This window comes from Teichococcus deserti (assembly GCF_001982615.1).
Lineage (GTDB): Bacteria > Pseudomonadota > Alphaproteobacteria > Acetobacterales > Acetobacteraceae > Pseudoroseomonas > Pseudoroseomonas deserti.
The window spans coordinates 1-13,593 of sequence record NZ_MLCO01000334.1 but is presented as its reverse complement, the minus strand read 5'-3'; the positions used below and the strand labels follow the sequence as shown (position 1 = coordinate 13,593).

Here is a 13,593-nt window from a genome sequence, read left to right as displayed (position 1 = left end):
CCACCCCTGGCTATCCGGCGGAGGACGTGGCGCGCCGCGGCCTCGGCGCCCTCGCCACCGGCCATGCCGCCGACCTGGTCGAGTTCCTCAACGAGCTGCCGCCCGAGGAGGCCGCCGCGGCGCTGGCGCGCCTGCCGGCCGAGCGCCGCGTCGAGGCCTTCGACCACCCCGAGCTCGCCCGTGCCGGCGCCCTGCTGCTGGCCCTGCCGGAAGCCGCGGCCACCCGGCTGCTGGCCGAGATGTCGGCCGACCGCGCCGCCGACGTGCTGCGCGAGCTGCCGCCCGCCGCGCGCGACGCCCTGCTGCGCCCGCTGGAGCCGGAGCCCGCCTCCAGCCTGCGCGCCCTGCTGGCCTATCCGGAAGGCAGCGCCGGCAGCCTGATGACCACCGAATTCGTCAGCCTGCCGGCGACGGTGACGGTGGCCGAGGCGCTGGCGCATATCCGCGCCGTCGAGCGCACCCGCGAGACCATCTACGCCCTCTATCTGCTGGATCCGGCCGGTGGCGCCCTGCTGCGCACCATCTCGCTGCGCCGGCTGATCACCGGCGAGCCGGGGCAGAAGGTGATGGACCTTGCCCTGCCGCGCGAGCCGGTGACCGTCGCCGCCTCCACCCCGCGCGCCGAGGTCGCCCGCCTCTTCGCCCGCCACGACCTGCTGGCCGTCCCCGTGGTCGACGTCCGCCGCCACGTGCTGGGCATCGTCACCGTCGACGACGTGCTGGACGCGGTGATCGACAAGGGCACCGAGGACGCCCAGCGCTTCGGCGGCATGGAAAGCCTGGGCCAGCCCTATCTGCGCATCGGCTTCCTGGAGATGATCCGCAAGCGCGCCGGCTGGCTCTGCATCCTGCTGCTGGGCGAGATGCTGACCGCCAGCGCCATGCAGCATTTCGAGGACCAGCTGGAGAAGGCCATCGTCCTGACCCTGTTCATCCCGCTGATCATGAGCTCCGGCGGCAATTCCGGCAGCCAGGCGACGTCGCTGCTGATCCGCGCCCTCGCCCTGGGCCAGGTGCGGCTGGCGGACTGGTGGCGCGTGGCGCTGCGCGAGCTGCCCACCGGCCTGACGCTGGGCGCCATGCTGGGCGTGCTGGGCGCCGGGCGGCTGCTGGTCTGGCAATGGGCCGGCTTCTACGACTACGGCCCGCACCACCTGCTGGTGGCGGCAACCGTGGGGCTGGGCCTGGTCGGCATCGTGCTGTTCGGCTCGCTGGCAGGCTCGATGCTGCCCTTCGCGCTGAAGCGCGTCGGCTTCGACCCGGCCAGCGCCTCGGCCCCCTTCGTGGCGACGCTGGTCGATGTGACGGGGCTGGTCATCTACTTCAGCGTGGCGACGGTAATTCTCGGGGGGACGCTTCTTTAGGTTTGAAGAGAAGCGATCGGGCAGGTCGGGGGAATGAATTCCCCCAGACCCCCATCTTTTTTCTGATCACCGGCCGTTTGGGGACCTGCGCCTCGACGGCACCGACATCAGGGCATCGCGGCGGGGCGCTATTTATTTAAAACAGCGCTGCCTGACAGGTCGCGCTGACCTCTGGCCGTTTCACGGACTGTCTCCACGTGGACACGGCAGTCTGGAAGAAAAAAGATGGGGTCCAGGGGAATTCATTCCCCTGGCCTGTCCTCTGTCTTACTTGAAGACCGGCTTCCGCTTCTCGACGAAAGCCGCCATCCCTTCCTGCTGACCTTCCGTCCCGAACAGCCCCAGGAACAGGCGGCGTTCCAGGCGGACGCCTTCGCGCAGCGGCAGCTCGAAGGCGGCGTTCACCGCTTCCTTGGCCATGGCGACGGCGGGGGCCGAGAGGCCGGCGATCTTGCCGGCGATCTTCAGGGCCTCGGGCAGCAGGTCGGCCACCGGCACGACGCGGGCGGCGAGGCCGGCGCGCTCGGCGTCCTCGGCGGACATCATGCGGCCGGTCAGCACCATCTCCATCGCCTTCGACTTGCCGATGGCCCGCGTCAGGCGCTGGCTGCCGCCGGCGCCGGGGATGATGCCCAGGTTGATCTCGGGCTGGCCGAACTTGGCGTTGTCGGCGGCCAGGATCATGTCGCACATCATCGCCAGCTCGCAGCCGCCGCCGAGGGCGAAGCCGGCCACCGCCGCGATCACCGGCTTGCGGATGGTGAGCACGGCTTCCCAGCTCGCGCCGATGAAGTCGTTCAGATAGGTGTCGGGGAAGCGGCGCGCCTGCATCTCCTTGATGTCGGCGCCGGCGGCGAAGGCCTTCTCGCTGCCGGTCAGGATGATGGCGGCCACGGCCGGGTCGGCGTCGGCCGCGCGCAGCGCCTGGCCGAGCTCCTGCATCAGCTGGTCGCACAGCGCGTTCAGCGCGGCCGGGCGGTTCAGCCGGATGACGGCGGCGGGGCCCTGGGTCTCGACCTCGATCATCTCGTAAGCCATCGGCGGCGGTCCTCCTGGATCTAGCGTTGGGTGCGGGCGCAGAAGAAGGTGCTGCGGCCGGACTGGACGATGCGCGAGACGCCGAGGCATCCCGGCGGCCCGGGGCAGAGCGGGCAGGGCGCGGCCTCCCGGTCATAGACCTGGAAGCGGTCCTGGAAGCTGCCGAGCTCGCCATCCGCCTGGCGGTAGTCGCGCAAGGACGAGCCGCCGGCCTCGATGGCGTCGGTCAGCACCGCCTTGATGGCGGGGACCAGGCGGGCGGCGCGGGCGCCGGGGATGGTGTGCGCCAGGCGGCGGGGCGAGATGCCGGCGCGGAACAGCGCCTCGGCGACATAGATGTTGCCCAGGCCCGCGACCACGCGCTGGTCGAGCAGCGCGGCCTTGACCGGCGTCTGCTTGCCGGCCAGCGCCGAGGCCAGCACGCCCTCGGTGAAGCTGTCTTCCAGGGGCTCGGGGCCCATGCCGGCGAGCAGCTTGTGGTCGTCCTCGGCCGCGGTGGGCACCAGGTCGACGCTGCCGAAGCGGCGCGGGTCGACGAAGCCGATGCGCTGGCCGTCATCGGTCTGCAGCACCAGGTGCTCATGCGCCGGGGGCGGGGCGTTGTCGCCGATCGGGCGCGCGACTATGCGGCCGGACATGCCCAGGTGGATCAGCACCGAATCGCCGCCCGAGATGCGGATCAGCATGTACTTGCCGCGGCGCCGAAAACCTTCGACGCGGCTGCCGGTCAGGCGCTGGGCGAGGCCGGGCGGAAAGGGCCAGCGCATCCCGGCGCGGTTGGTCGCCGCCATGACCAGCACCCGGCCCTGCAGCAGCCCGGCCAGGCCACGCATCACGGTTTCGACTTCGGGAAGCTCAGGCATCGTGGTCCATGTTCGGCAGGGCCGTCCTGTATCGGCTGTTTTGCCGCGGCCGGCCAGCCGGCGCCGATGCGCGGAAATATGAAGCCGCCAGGAATTGCCCGCCGCCGCCCCGCGGCCCAGCCTGGAGGCCTGGCTGGATGAACGGGAAGCAGAATGCGGCAGGCGATCTGGGCGCTCGGACTGATGGCGATGGGGCTGCAGGGGGCGATGGCGCAGGCGCCTGGCCTCCGGGTGCAGTCGCAGGTCGAGGGCCTGGCCTTCTCGCCGCTGTCCAGCCTGCCGCGGGCGCCGGCGGGGGCGGATGGCCGGCTCTGCGGCTTCTCCAAGCCTGGCGAGACGCCGGCCGGGCGCCTGGTCTCGCGCGCCGGCTGGGCGGTGACCGGCGAGGAGAGGCTCGGGCGGCTGCAGGCGGTCAGCTTCGCCGGCGAGTTCGAATCCGGCACCAGCGGCAGCTGCGCGATCCGCCAGGGCAATGTCGCGCTGTTCGAGGGCGAGCAGCTGCTGGCCATCGCCTATGCCCGGCCCGGGGCGCGGCGCAGCATCGGCGGCGTGCTGCCGCTGGAGATCGCCGGCCAGCCCGCGGGCCTGCGGCTGTGGGATGGGGATTTCCTCAGCCAGCCGCTGGCCGATCTGCGGGCGCAGCCGGACGGCACGCTGGCCTTGCTGCCGCTGGCGGCGGAGGAGACCCGCTGCCAGGGGCGGGCGGTGCTGCCCAACCTCTATGGCAGGCCGATCACCGAGGCGCGGCGGCTGCTGCAGCAGCGCGGCTGGACGCCCATTCCCGGCGACCGCGCCAATGATGGGGTCGGCGGGCGGGAGGCGGCGCTGGTCAAGGCCGGGGTGGTCGAGGTCGACAGCTGCTCCGGCACCGGCTTCGGCTATTGCCGCTTCGGCTATCGCGGCGCGGCAGGGCTGCTGGACGTCACCACGGTCGGCGACAACACGGTGCCGACCGTCTCCGACTACGGGGTGCGCTGCGGCGGCGGTTAAGCCGGCAGCACCTCGAAGCCGGTGACGCCGGTGGCGAGCAGGGCGCGCAGCTCTTGCGGCTCGAGGGCGATGCAGCCCTCGGTCGGCGCGTAGCCCGGCCGGGCGACATGCAGGAAGATCGCGCTGCCGCGGCCGCGCACCACGGGGGCGTCGTTCCAGCCGAGGATGCCGATGACATCGTAGACGCCGTCCTCGCGCCAGAGCTGCTCGTGGCGGGCGTCATGCGGCAGGCGGATGGGGGTGTTGTAGGCGGGATGGGACGAATCGTCGCACCAACCGTCGTCGCGGGCGATCGGCTCGACCGGGACGGCGCAGGCGGGCGCGGGGCCGCGATCGGCGCGGTAGAGGATGCGGCGCAGCGGCAGCGGCCCGAGCGGCGTCGCGCCATCCCCTTCCATCTTGGCGGCCGAGACGCCGCCCTTGCCGAGGGCGCAGCGCCAGGTCTGGCCGCGCAGCGTCACCAGCCCCTCGGACCGCCCGGTCGGGCGGACGGCGGCGATCAGGGTGTCGGCCATCAGCGGAGGAGGTGGCCGAAGCGCTCGGCCTTGGTTTCCAGATACTTGTCGTTGACGCCGTTGGCGTCGAACTGATGCGCCTCCCGCCCGTCGACGATGATGCCGCAGGCGGCGAGGCCGGCCATCTTGTCCGGGTTGTTGGTCAGCAGCCGGACGCGGGGGATGCCCAGCTGCTGCAGCATGGTGGCGGCGACCAGGAAGCCGCGCTCGTCGGCGCCATAGCCCAGCGCCCGATTCGCATCCAGCGTGTCCAGCCCCTGGTCCTGCAGGGTGTAGGCGCGCAGCTTGTTGACCAGGCCGATGCCGCGCCCTTCCTGCGCCAGGTAGAGCAGCACGCCGGCGCCCTCGCGCCCCATGCGGGCGATGGCGCCGCGCAGCTGCGGGCCGCAGTCGCAGCGGAGACTCCCCAGCAGGTCGCCGGTGAAGCATTCGGAATGGGCGCGGACCAGCGGTGCGCCGCCTTCGGCCGCCAGCTTCTCCGGGTCGCCGACCAGGATGGCCAGGTGCTCGATGCCGCCATCGGCGGCGCGGAAGGCGACGATGCGGGCGTCGCGGGCATCCTCCAGCGGCACGCGGGCCTCGGCGACGCGGGCCAGGCTGGTCGCGGCCGAGGTCGGATAGGCCAGGATCTCGGCGGCCGGAACGGCCAGCAGGCCGAGCGCCTCGGCCGCGCCCTCCCGCGCCGGGGCGGCGACGAGGGCAGGCAGCAGGCGACCGAGCTTTGCCAGCGCCAGGCCGGCGGCGGCGAGCGGCGGGGCGGGCTGCATCTCGGGATGCTCGGGCAGCAGGCGCTCGGCCACCGGGTCAGCCAGGCGCTTCAGGGCGGCGGGGTCGAGCAGGCCGGCCGGCAGGCGCAGGGCGACCACGCCTTCCTCCAGCCAGCGCGCCTCGGAGGGATGCGCGTCGGCGCGCTGCACGGCGGCGGGGATCGGACGCTGCAGCAGGGCGGCGGCGCGGATCGGTGCCAGCAGCAGGCAGGGTGGGGCGAGGGCAGCGGCGGCGAGCTCGGCCAGCCCGCGGGCGCCGACGGTCTCGGCGGCGGCGACCAGCAGCGGACCCTGGGGACCAGCGACGAGCACGGGCGTGCCGCGGCGCAGGTCGCTGGCGGCGCGGTGAACGGCGCGCAGAGCAAGGGCCTGGGCGTCGGGCACGGGCGGGCCGATCTCCGCCGCATGCCGCGAAGCTTCCAGCCGAGGGGCCGGCGCGACATTTCCAGTGCTGGTCATCCGATCCAATTCCCTACTGCTCCGGAGCTTTTTCCCGATCGTGAGGTCACGAAATCGGGAGAATTCCGGAAAATAGCCCGGGAAATACCCGGGCAGGCCGCCGGCAGCCATGACTATGCAACCTGCGTCGTGGCCTCAATGTGGCGTCTCGCACCGAGTTGCCATCCCCCAAAGGTCTCAGAGACCGCCTGCGGGGGTCTGGGAGGTGAAATTTGCGCCCTACGGCAAAAATCCGACCTAAAAATGAATCCTCCGGGAGCGGCGGATGAGCAGGGCTTGCCGCGAGGCGAGGCAGCGGTCACGATAAGGCCATGGTGGCCTTCCGGCCGCCCGGCTGATTCCGGGAGGTAGAAGCCATGGGTAACGTCTGGCTAAGTCGGGAGATCGCATGACCGGCCCGCGGCCGATCCTGATCGTGGATGACGATGACGCGCTGCGCGTCACCTTGTCCGAACAATTGGCGCTGGATGGCGAATTCGCGCCTGTCGAAGCCGGGACCGCTGCGGATGCGGCGGCCCAACTGCTCGCCCCGGGCGGGCGGTGTGATGCCGTGCTGCTGGATATCGGCCTGCCGGATGGCGATGGCCGGGATCTCTGCGCGCGCCTGCGGCAGGAGGGGGTGAAGATCCCCATCATCATGCTGACCGGCGCCGATGCGGAGCAGGACGTGGTGCGTGGGCTGGATGCCGGCGCCAACGACTACATCGCCAAGCCCTTCCGGGTGGGCGAGCTGCTGGCCCGCCTGCGCGCCCAGCTGCGGGTGTTCGACAATTCCGAGGACGCGGTCTTCGTGATTGGCCCCTACACCTTCCGTCCTTCGGCCAAGCTGCTGCTGGAGCCGGTGAAGAACCGCAAGATCCGCCTGACCGAGAAGGAAGCGGCGATCCTGAAGTTCCTCTACCGCGCCGGTGGCCGTCCGGTGGCGCGGCAGATCCTGCTGAACGAGGTCTGGGGCTACAATGCCGCCGTGACCACGCACACGCTGGAGACGCATATCTACCGGCTGCGGCAGAAGATCGAGCCGGATCCGGCGAATGCGGCGCTGCTGCTGACCGAGGGGGGCGGGTATCGCCTCGATCCCCAGGCCGGCCGCGAGGCGGCTGCCTGAGACTGAAAAGGCCGGGGCCAGTCCCCGGCCTTTTTCTTTGGCGTCCCGCCTGGCCGGGTGAGCGCGGCAGCCTGGCAGAAAAACGATGGGGTCCAGGGGAATTCCTGCCCCTGGCCTTTTGCCGCCTTGCCTCTGGCCTGGACGGCGGGCATTTTCCGCGCGCTTTTTGCCTTGGTCCGCCCGCGCCGTCCCGGCCCTGCGGCCGCATTCTGTAAGGACCTTCGACGATGCGCGTGAAGGATGTGAAGAAGGTTGTGCTCGCCTATTCCGGCGGGCTGGACACCTCGGTCATTCTGAAGTGGCTGCAGACGAGCTACCAGTGCGAGGTGGTGACCTTCACCGCCGATCTGGGCCAGGGCGAGGAGCTGGGCCCGGCCCGCGACAAGGCGCTGCTGCTCGGCATCAAGCCCGAGAACATTTTTATTGAAGACCTGCGGGAAGAGTTCACGCGGGACTTCGTGTTTCCGATGTTCCGGGCGAATGCGCTCTACGAGGGCTGCTACCTGCTGGGCACCTCGATCGCCCGGCCGCTGATCGCCCAGCGCCAGATCGAGATCGCCGAGAAGGTCGGCGCCGACGCCGTCAGCCATGGCGCGACCGGCAAGGGCAACGACCAGGTCCGCTTCGAGATCGGCTACTACGCGCTGAAGCCGGATGTGAAGGTGATCGCGCCCTGGCGGGAGTGGGAGCTGACCAGCCGCACCAAGCTGCTGGAATTCGCGGAAGCCAACCAGATCCCCATCGCCAAGGACAAGCGCGGCGAGGCGCCCTTCTCGGTCGACGCCAACCTGCTGCACAGCTCCTCCGAGGGGAAGATCCTGGAGGAGCCCTGGGACGCGCCGGACGAGATGGTCTGGCAGCGCACGATCAGCCCGGTCAACGCCCCGGACAAGGTCACCGAGATCACCGTCGAGTTCGAGCGCGGCGACGCGGTCGGCATCAATGGCGAGCGCCTGTCGCCGGCCACCCTGCTGACCAAGCTGAACGCGCTGGGCAAGGAAAACGGCATCGGCCGGCTCGACCTGGTCGAGAACCGCTTCGTCGGCATGAAGAGCCGCGGCTGCTACGAGACCCCGGGCGGCACCATCCTGCACACCGCCCACCGCGCGATCGAGAGCATCACGCTGGACCGCGAGGCCGCGCACCTCAAGGACAGCATCATGCCGCGCTATGCGGAGATCATCTACAACGGCTTCTGGTTCAGCCCGGAGCGCCGGATGATCCAGGCCATGGTCGATGAGAGCCAGAAGAGCGTCACCGGCACCGTCCGGCTGAAGCTGTACAAGGGCAATGTCATCGTCAGCGGCCGGCAGTCGCCGAACAGCCTGTATTCGATGAAGCACGTGACCTTCGAGGACGACCAGGGCGCCTACGACCAGTTCGACGCGCAGGGCTTCATCAAGCTGAACGCGCTGCGCCTGCGGCTCGGCGCCATGGCCGGCCGCAAGGGCGGCGCGCTCTGAGGTAGCCTCAGGCGCCCGCGGCGCCGTCCGGCGGCTTGTGGATCGTTTGCCTCAGACGCCGGCGCCGCCATCCGGCGGCTTGTGGATCATTTGCCTCAGACGCCGGCGCCGCCATCCGGCGGCTTGGCTGGCGCGGCACAGGCCGCGGCGCCCATTCGGGCGCTCAGCCGGCTTCGCCGGCTGCAGGTCACGCGAAGAAGGTCGCGCTGGCAGAGATGCGCGATGAAGGTCGCGTCGGCGAGAGATCGGCAGGGCCTGGGGCGGCGACGCCCCGGGCCCTTCCTGCTTTTGGCAACCGATCGGGGAAGGCGGCGTTTGCTTGGCCAGGGTCCGGCTTTCCCGCCGGGCAGAAAGAAACAGAAGGAGAAGGCTCATGGCCCGCATCCGCACCACCCTCGCCACCGCCGCCGTGCTGGGCGCCTCGCTCGGCCTGGCCGTTGCCGCCCAGGCCCAGTCGCCCTATCCGGCGCCTTATGCCGCCAATCCGGTGCCGCCGCCGGCCGGCGCCGCCCCGATGGCACCGCCGGTCGCCCCCGGCATGGCGCCGCATCATCGCCCGATGCATCCGCCCGGCGCCGCCAGCACCTATGGCATGGGCGCCATGACGCCGGCGCCGATGGGCGCGCCGAATGTCTCGCCGACGCCGGCCCAGCCTTTCTCCGGCCTGACGCTGCCGTCCCAGCAGGGGGTCGGCAACGGCGCCTACAATGGCGGCGGCGTGGTGCTGGAATATCTGCCGGACGGCACGACCCGCGTCGTCCGCTGATCCGGCCCACAACAAGGACAGGGCCGGGGGAGCGATCCCCCGGCCCTTTCCCATGTCCGCAGCCTGGCGCGGTCAGGCCGCGCGGGTCGCCGCCGGATAGCCGATCAGCCGTTTCAGCTTCACCGCATAGGCGCCGTCACCGAGCAGCGCCTGGACCGCCAGCGCCGCGATCCAGAAGACCGGGAATTCCCAGCCGCCGCCGGCATTGCTGAAGACCCAGCCGTTGCCGGCATGCTGCAGCGTGGCGCCGATCAGGATCGGCACCGCCAGCAGCGACACGGCGCGGGTCCAGATGCCCAGGACCAGGGCGATACCGGCCAGGGTCTCGGCGATGGCGACCACGGCGCCCAGCACCGGCGGATAGCCCAGGCTGCCGAAGAAGCCCATGGTGCCGGTCAGGCCGAAGGTCATGATCTTCATGTAGAGGCCATGGGCCAGGAACATGACGCCCAGGCTGAGGCGGAGCAGCAGGGCCGCCAGGGCGGCAGAACGGTCGTTGGTCATTGTCTTGTTCGATCTCGCTGGGGAAAGGGATGCGGCGGTCTCCGCCGCGGTTGCCGCAGACTAGCCAGCCGGGGCCTTCGCCTTCCAAATGGAAGAACGAAGGATCATCATCACTGGTATCAATGGCCGACCTCTCCACCCTCGACCTGAACCTGCTGCGCGTCTTCGATGCCGTGGCGCGCGAGCGCCATGTCACCCGCGCCGCGCAACGGCTGAACCTGTCGCAGCCGGCCGTCTCCAACGCGCTGGCGAGGCTGCGCGTCGCGCTGAAGGACGAGCTGTTCCTGCGCCGCCCCGGCGGCGTCGAGGCGACGGAGCTGGCGCTGTCGCTGACCCAGCCGGTGGCCGAGGTGCTGGACCGGCTGCGCGACGCGCTGGCCAGCCACGCGCCCTTCGACCCCGCCAGCTCCGACCGGGTGTTTCCCATCGGACTGTCGGAATATGCCGAGGCCGTGCTGGCGCCGCCGCTGATGGCGCGGCTGGCGAAGGAGGCGCCCGGCTGCCTGGTCTCGATCAGCCATGCCGACCGGATCGGCGCGCTGGACATGCTGGAGGCGGACCAGGTGCAGCTGGTGATCGGCATGCTGGCCGAGCCGCCGGCGCTCTACACCCGCCTCCGCCTGCTGCCCGAAGCCTTCTTGCTCCTCATGCGGCCGGGGCATCCGCTGGCCGAGGGCGAGATCGACCTGCCCCGCTTCACCGCCTTCCCGCATCTGCTGCATTCGCCGAACGGGTCGCGCGACGGGGCGCTGGACGCGCCGCTGCGCGAGGCCGGATTCCCGCGGCGGCTGGGGGCGGTGGTGGCGCATCTCTCGGCGGTGCCGGGCATCCTGAAGCGGACCGACATGGTGATGTCGCTCTCCGCCCGGCTGGCGCATCAGCTGGCCGAGGCACATGGGCTGGTGGTGCGGCCTTGCCCGGTGGCGGTTCCGCATACCCGCCTGTCGCTGATCTTCCCGCGCCGCTTCGAGGCCGACCAGGGCCATGCCTGGCTGCGGCGCCTGCTGCTGTCAGTGGCGCGGGAGGCGACCTCGCTGGAGCAGTGCGAATCGCTGAAGGGGCTGGGGATCCCGGCCCCGGCCGAGGACGACTAGGCTCCATTGGCTCCTGAGCCGATCGAGTGAGGTGGCCAGGCAGAGGACGCCGAGGAAGGATGTGGCGGTCTTCTCGCAGCGTTTGGCGACGGCGCGCCACTCCTTCCGCCGCGCCCGGAGGCGCTTGACCTTGTCGCGGCTGGGGGAGATCCAGGCAGCGCTGGCGACCGGGAAAGCCTGCGGGACGTCGCCGCCGCCACAGGGCTCCGCGCCAGCAGGTCTATCCCCGCGCGCCGGAACTGTGCGCGGGCAAAGAGCAACAGCAGCCTGCATCCAAGCCCGGGCCGCGCCGTTACAGGACTTGTAGCGGAGCACAACCTTTGCCGTCCCATCGCCGCGCCCTCGAGCTCCTGGCCCGCCTCGGCTATGCCGCGCGGGGCGTTGTCAACCTGGTGGTGGGGCTGCTGGCCTTCCTGGCCGCGATGGGTCAGGGCGGCGGGAACAGCGGCAACAAGGGCGCGCTGCTCTCGCTGCTGTCCCACCGCTTCGGCGGCGTTCTGCTCGGCATCGTGGCGGTGGGGCTGTTCGGTTTCGCGCTCTGGCGCGCCTGCCAATCGGTGCTGGACGCCGACCGCCGCGGCACCGCCCCCAAGGCCCTCTGCGCCCGCGCCGGCCAGCTGATCTCGGCCTTCACCTATGCCAGCCTCGGGCTCTTCGCCGCCACCCTGGCGGCCGGCGGCGCCGCCGCGCGGGGCGCGACAGACGATGCCTCCCAGGCGCAGGACTGGTCACGCTGGATCATGTCCCACCCCTTCGGCGAAGTGCTGATCGGGCTGGCGGGCGCCGTGGTGGCCGGTGTCGGGATCAGCCTGCTGGTGCGCGGCTGGCGCGCCTCCTTCACCAAGCACCTGGACTGTCCGGAGAATGCAGCGCAGTGGGTGGTGCCGCTCGGCCGGGTCGGCTTTATGGCACGCGGCGTGGTGTTCCTGATTATCGGCCTTTTCGTGATGCTGGCGGCGCTGCACTCCAACCCGCAGGAAGTGGTCGGTCTCAGCGGAGCGCTGCGCGTGCTGCAGGGCCAGCCCTTCGGCCAGTTCCTTTTCGGGGTGGTGGCGCTGGGACTGGCGGCCTTCGGCATGTTCGAATTCGCGGAGGCGCGATACCGGCGGATCGATGCGCCGGGGTGACAAGGGTAGGGAAATGAATTCCCCCACATCCCCATCTGTCGGTGGATTCAACGGGTCGCCGCAACACCTTGGCAGTACGGGCATCTGCAATAGCTAGAGCGGATTGCCTGCTGAAGGACGCAGGCAACCCGCTCTAGCCTTTTGTTTGAACGCGTGATTCAGGCTTTTCGGTGATTCCACCTCAAGCCATCACGCTCTAGCAGCCGGCACTCCGATAGAGCTTTGCGCGACAAGTTGCGACCGCTTGAGTTGCCATAAGTACCTCGACAGGAGCATCGGCGGCGGTTCTGGGATTTTGTGGCGGAAAAGCTTTCAGGCGAGAATGCTGCGACGGCGCAGGAGGAGCGGGAGCTGATCTCGCAGCGCACCAGGGCAGCGCTGGCGGCGGCCACAGCGCGCAGGATGATCTCCATTGGTCACGCAGCAGATAGGCCCGTGATCAGGCGCTGACAGGATCTAGCCCCAGGGGCCGCGCTGGGTCGGCCGGCTGGCCGGCCTGGCACCCCAGGGGGAGGCGGCGGCGGGGCGCTGCGGCGGCCCGCCCGGCATGGTGTTCGCCATCTGCACCAGCGCCTGCACCCGGTTCTGGGTGCTGGGATGGGTGGAGAACAGCCCGTCCATCCGCAGACCCGCCAGCGGGTTGACGATGAACATATGCGCGGTCGCCGGATTAGCTTCCGCGGCCTGATTGATGAAACCCTGCCGACCCTGCTCGAGGCGGGTGAGGGCGCGCGCGAGGCCGAGCGGGTTGCCGCTGATCATGGCGCCGATGCGGTCGGCCTCGTATTCGCGGGACCGGCTGATCGCCATCTGCACGATGGCCGCCCCCAGCGGCGCCAGCAGCATGATCAGGAGACCCACGATCGGTCCTGGCCCGCGGTTGTCGCGGTTGCCGCCGAACAGGAAGCCGAACTGCGCCAGCATGCCGATGGCGCCGGCCAGGCAGGCGGTCACCGTCATGATTAGCGTGTCGCGGTTGCGGATATGCGCCAGCTCATGGGCGATGACGCCCTCGACCTCCTCCGGCGGCATGCGGTTGAGCAGGCCGGTGTTGACCGCGACGGCGGCGTTCTCCGGGTTGCGGCCGGTGGCGAAGGCGTTCGGTTGGTCCTCGTGGATGATGTAGAGCGCCGGCATGGGCAGGTTGGCATTGGCCGCCAGGCGCTCGGTCATGCGGTAGAGGTCGGGGGCGTCCTGCGGCCCGATCGGCTGGGCGTTGTGCATGCGCAGCACCATGCGGTCGCTGTTCCACCAGGCGAAGAGGTTGGTGGCGCAGGCGATGACGAAGGCGAAGGCCATGCCGCCGCGGCCGCCCAGCGCGCCGCCGACGGCCACGAAGAGGGCGGTCATCGCCGCGAGCAGGATAGACGTGCGCAGATAGCCGTTCATGACCTCTTCCCGTTTGCACCCGACAGACCCCAGATGGGGGGCATGGCAAGTCCTGAACAAGAGGCCGCCCCGCCGGCCAGCGAGAGCGTGACGCCGGAGACGGCGCCCAGCCCCCCCACCCCCTCGAAGCCCGAGGAGAAGAAGAT

13 protein-coding genes are annotated in these 13,593 nt (G+C 70.6%); 7 read left to right on the top strand and 6 right to left on the bottom strand.

From position 1 onward, the window contains the following. Positions 1 to 26: 26 nt before the first annotated feature. Entirely contained in the window at positions 27 to 1,364 is a 1,338-nt protein-coding gene (mgtE, locus tag BKE38_RS26355) for a magnesium transporter (RefSeq protein ID WP_076960173.1), read from the top strand. Positions 1,365 to 1,631: 267 nt separating this feature from the next. Here mgtE and BKE38_RS26350 read toward each other — a convergent pair whose 3' ends face one another. Both BKE38_RS26350 and mutM read right to left on the bottom strand, forming a co-directional pair. Continuing rightward, positions 1,632 to 2,402 carry an enoyl-CoA hydratase gene (locus BKE38_RS26350; protein WP_076960172.1) on the bottom strand — a complete coding sequence of 257 codons (771 nt, stop codon included), beginning with the start codon at positions 2,400 to 2,402 and terminating at the stop codon, positions 1,632 to 1,634. Positions 2,403 to 2,422: 20 nt separating this feature from the next. Then, positions 2,423 to 3,265, bottom strand: a complete 843-nt coding sequence (gene mutM / locus BKE38_RS26345; RefSeq protein WP_076960171.1) for a bifunctional DNA-formamidopyrimidine glycosylase/DNA-(apurinic or apyrimidinic site) lyase — start codon at positions 3,263 to 3,265, stop codon at positions 2,423 to 2,425. 153 nt (positions 3,266 to 3,418) lie between these two features. Between mutM and BKE38_RS26340 the strand changes: the two genes are divergently transcribed. Next, positions 3,419 to 4,255 carry a hypothetical protein gene (locus BKE38_RS26340; protein WP_083747889.1) on the top strand — a complete coding sequence of 279 codons (837 nt, stop codon included), beginning with the start codon at positions 3,419 to 3,421 and terminating at the stop codon, positions 4,253 to 4,255. On the opposite strand, the gene BKE38_RS26335 is transcribed toward BKE38_RS26340, so the two are convergent. Beyond that, on the bottom strand, positions 4,252 to 4,770 hold the full coding sequence (locus BKE38_RS26335) for a L,D-transpeptidase family protein (RefSeq protein WP_076960170.1): 519 nt from the start codon (positions 4,768 to 4,770) through the stop codon (positions 4,252 to 4,254). The two genes, BKE38_RS26340 and BKE38_RS26335, sit on opposite strands and share 4 nt — an antisense overlap. Beyond that, positions 4,770 to 5,996, bottom strand: a complete 1,227-nt coding sequence (locus tag BKE38_RS26330; protein WP_083747888.1) for a GTP cyclohydrolase II — start codon at positions 5,994 to 5,996, stop codon at positions 4,770 to 4,772. The genes BKE38_RS26335 and BKE38_RS26330 overlap by 1 nt, the downstream gene beginning before the upstream one ends. Before the next feature lie 388 nt (positions 5,997 to 6,384). Here BKE38_RS26330 and BKE38_RS26325 point away from each other — a divergent pair, with 388 nt between their 5' ends. From BKE38_RS26325 to BKE38_RS26315, 3 genes are all read left to right on the top strand, one after another. Further along, entirely contained in the window at positions 6,385 to 7,104 is a 720-nt protein-coding gene (locus BKE38_RS26325) for a response regulator transcription factor (protein WP_076960169.1), read from the top strand. A gap of 227 nt (positions 7,105 to 7,331) precedes the next feature. Beyond that, a complete protein-coding gene (locus BKE38_RS26320) occupies positions 7,332 to 8,567 on the top strand; it encodes an argininosuccinate synthase (RefSeq protein ID WP_076960168.1) in 1,236 nt (411 codons plus the stop codon). A 373-nt stretch (positions 8,568 to 8,940) separates the two neighbouring features. Then, positions 8,941 to 9,333, top strand: coding sequence for a hypothetical protein (locus BKE38_RS26315; RefSeq protein WP_076960167.1), 393 nt, complete (start codon positions 8,941 to 8,943; stop codon positions 9,331 to 9,333). 72 nt (positions 9,334 to 9,405) lie between these two features. Here the strand turns inward: BKE38_RS26315 and BKE38_RS26310 are convergent, their stop codons facing one another. Continuing rightward, the gene (locus BKE38_RS26310; RefSeq protein ID WP_076960166.1) at positions 9,406 to 9,837 is read right to left on the bottom strand and encodes a DoxX family protein; all 432 of its coding nucleotides are present in this window, start codon (positions 9,835 to 9,837) and stop codon (positions 9,406 to 9,408) included. 122 nt (positions 9,838 to 9,959) lie between these two features. On the opposite strand from BKE38_RS26310, the gene BKE38_RS26305 reads away from it, so the two are divergent. Next, complete coding sequence (locus BKE38_RS26305) at positions 9,960 to 10,931, top strand: LysR family transcriptional regulator (protein WP_076960165.1); 972 nt, start codon at positions 9,960 to 9,962, stop codon at positions 10,929 to 10,931. Between the two features lie 320 nt (positions 10,932 to 11,251). Then, positions 11,252 to 12,058 (top strand): DUF1206 domain-containing protein, encoded by an 807-nt coding sequence (locus tag BKE38_RS26300; protein ID WP_076960164.1) that lies wholly within the window; start codon positions 11,252 to 11,254, stop codon positions 12,056 to 12,058. A gap of 456 nt (positions 12,059 to 12,514) precedes the next feature. Here BKE38_RS26300 and htpX read toward each other — a convergent pair whose 3' ends face one another. Next, positions 12,515 to 13,447: a zinc metalloprotease HtpX gene (htpX, locus tag BKE38_RS26295; RefSeq protein WP_076960163.1), complete on the bottom strand. Its 933-nt coding sequence runs from the start codon at positions 13,445 to 13,447 to the stop codon at positions 12,515 to 12,517. Positions 13,448 to 13,593 lie beyond the last annotated feature (146 nt).

Coding starts and splice junctions, on each gene's coding strand:
- BKE38_RS26350 (WP_076960172.1), bottom strand. CDS start 2,402: ATGGCTTACGAGATGATCGAGGTCGAGACCCAGGGCCCCGCCGCCGTC.
- mutM (WP_076960171.1), bottom strand. CDS start 3,265: ATGCCTGAGCTTCCCGAAGTCGAAACCGTGATGCGTGGCCTGGCCGGG.
- BKE38_RS26340 (WP_083747889.1), top strand. CDS start 3,419: ATGCGGCAGGCGATCTGGGCGCTCGGACTGATGGCGATGGGGCTGCAG.
- BKE38_RS26335 (WP_076960170.1), bottom strand. CDS start 4,770: ATGGCCGACACCCTGATCGCCGCCGTCCGCCCGACCGGGCGGTCCGAG.
- BKE38_RS26330 (WP_083747888.1), bottom strand. CDS start 5,996: ATGACCAGCACTGGAAATGTCGCGCCGGCCCCTCGGCTGGAAGCTTCG.
- BKE38_RS26325 (WP_076960169.1), top strand. CDS start 6,385: ATGACCGGCCCGCGGCCGATCCTGATCGTGGATGACGATGACGCGCTG.
- BKE38_RS26320 (WP_076960168.1), top strand. CDS start 7,332: ATGCGCGTGAAGGATGTGAAGAAGGTTGTGCTCGCCTATTCCGGCGGG.
- BKE38_RS26315 (WP_076960167.1), top strand. CDS start 8,941: ATGGCCCGCATCCGCACCACCCTCGCCACCGCCGCCGTGCTGGGCGCC.
- BKE38_RS26310 (WP_076960166.1), bottom strand. CDS start 9,837: ATGACCAACGACCGTTCTGCCGCCCTGGCGGCCCTGCTGCTCCGCCTC.
- BKE38_RS26305 (WP_076960165.1), top strand. CDS start 9,960: ATGGCCGACCTCTCCACCCTCGACCTGAACCTGCTGCGCGTCTTCGAT.
- htpX (WP_076960163.1), bottom strand. CDS start 13,447: ATGAACGGCTATCTGCGCACGTCTATCCTGCTCGCGGCGATGACCGCC.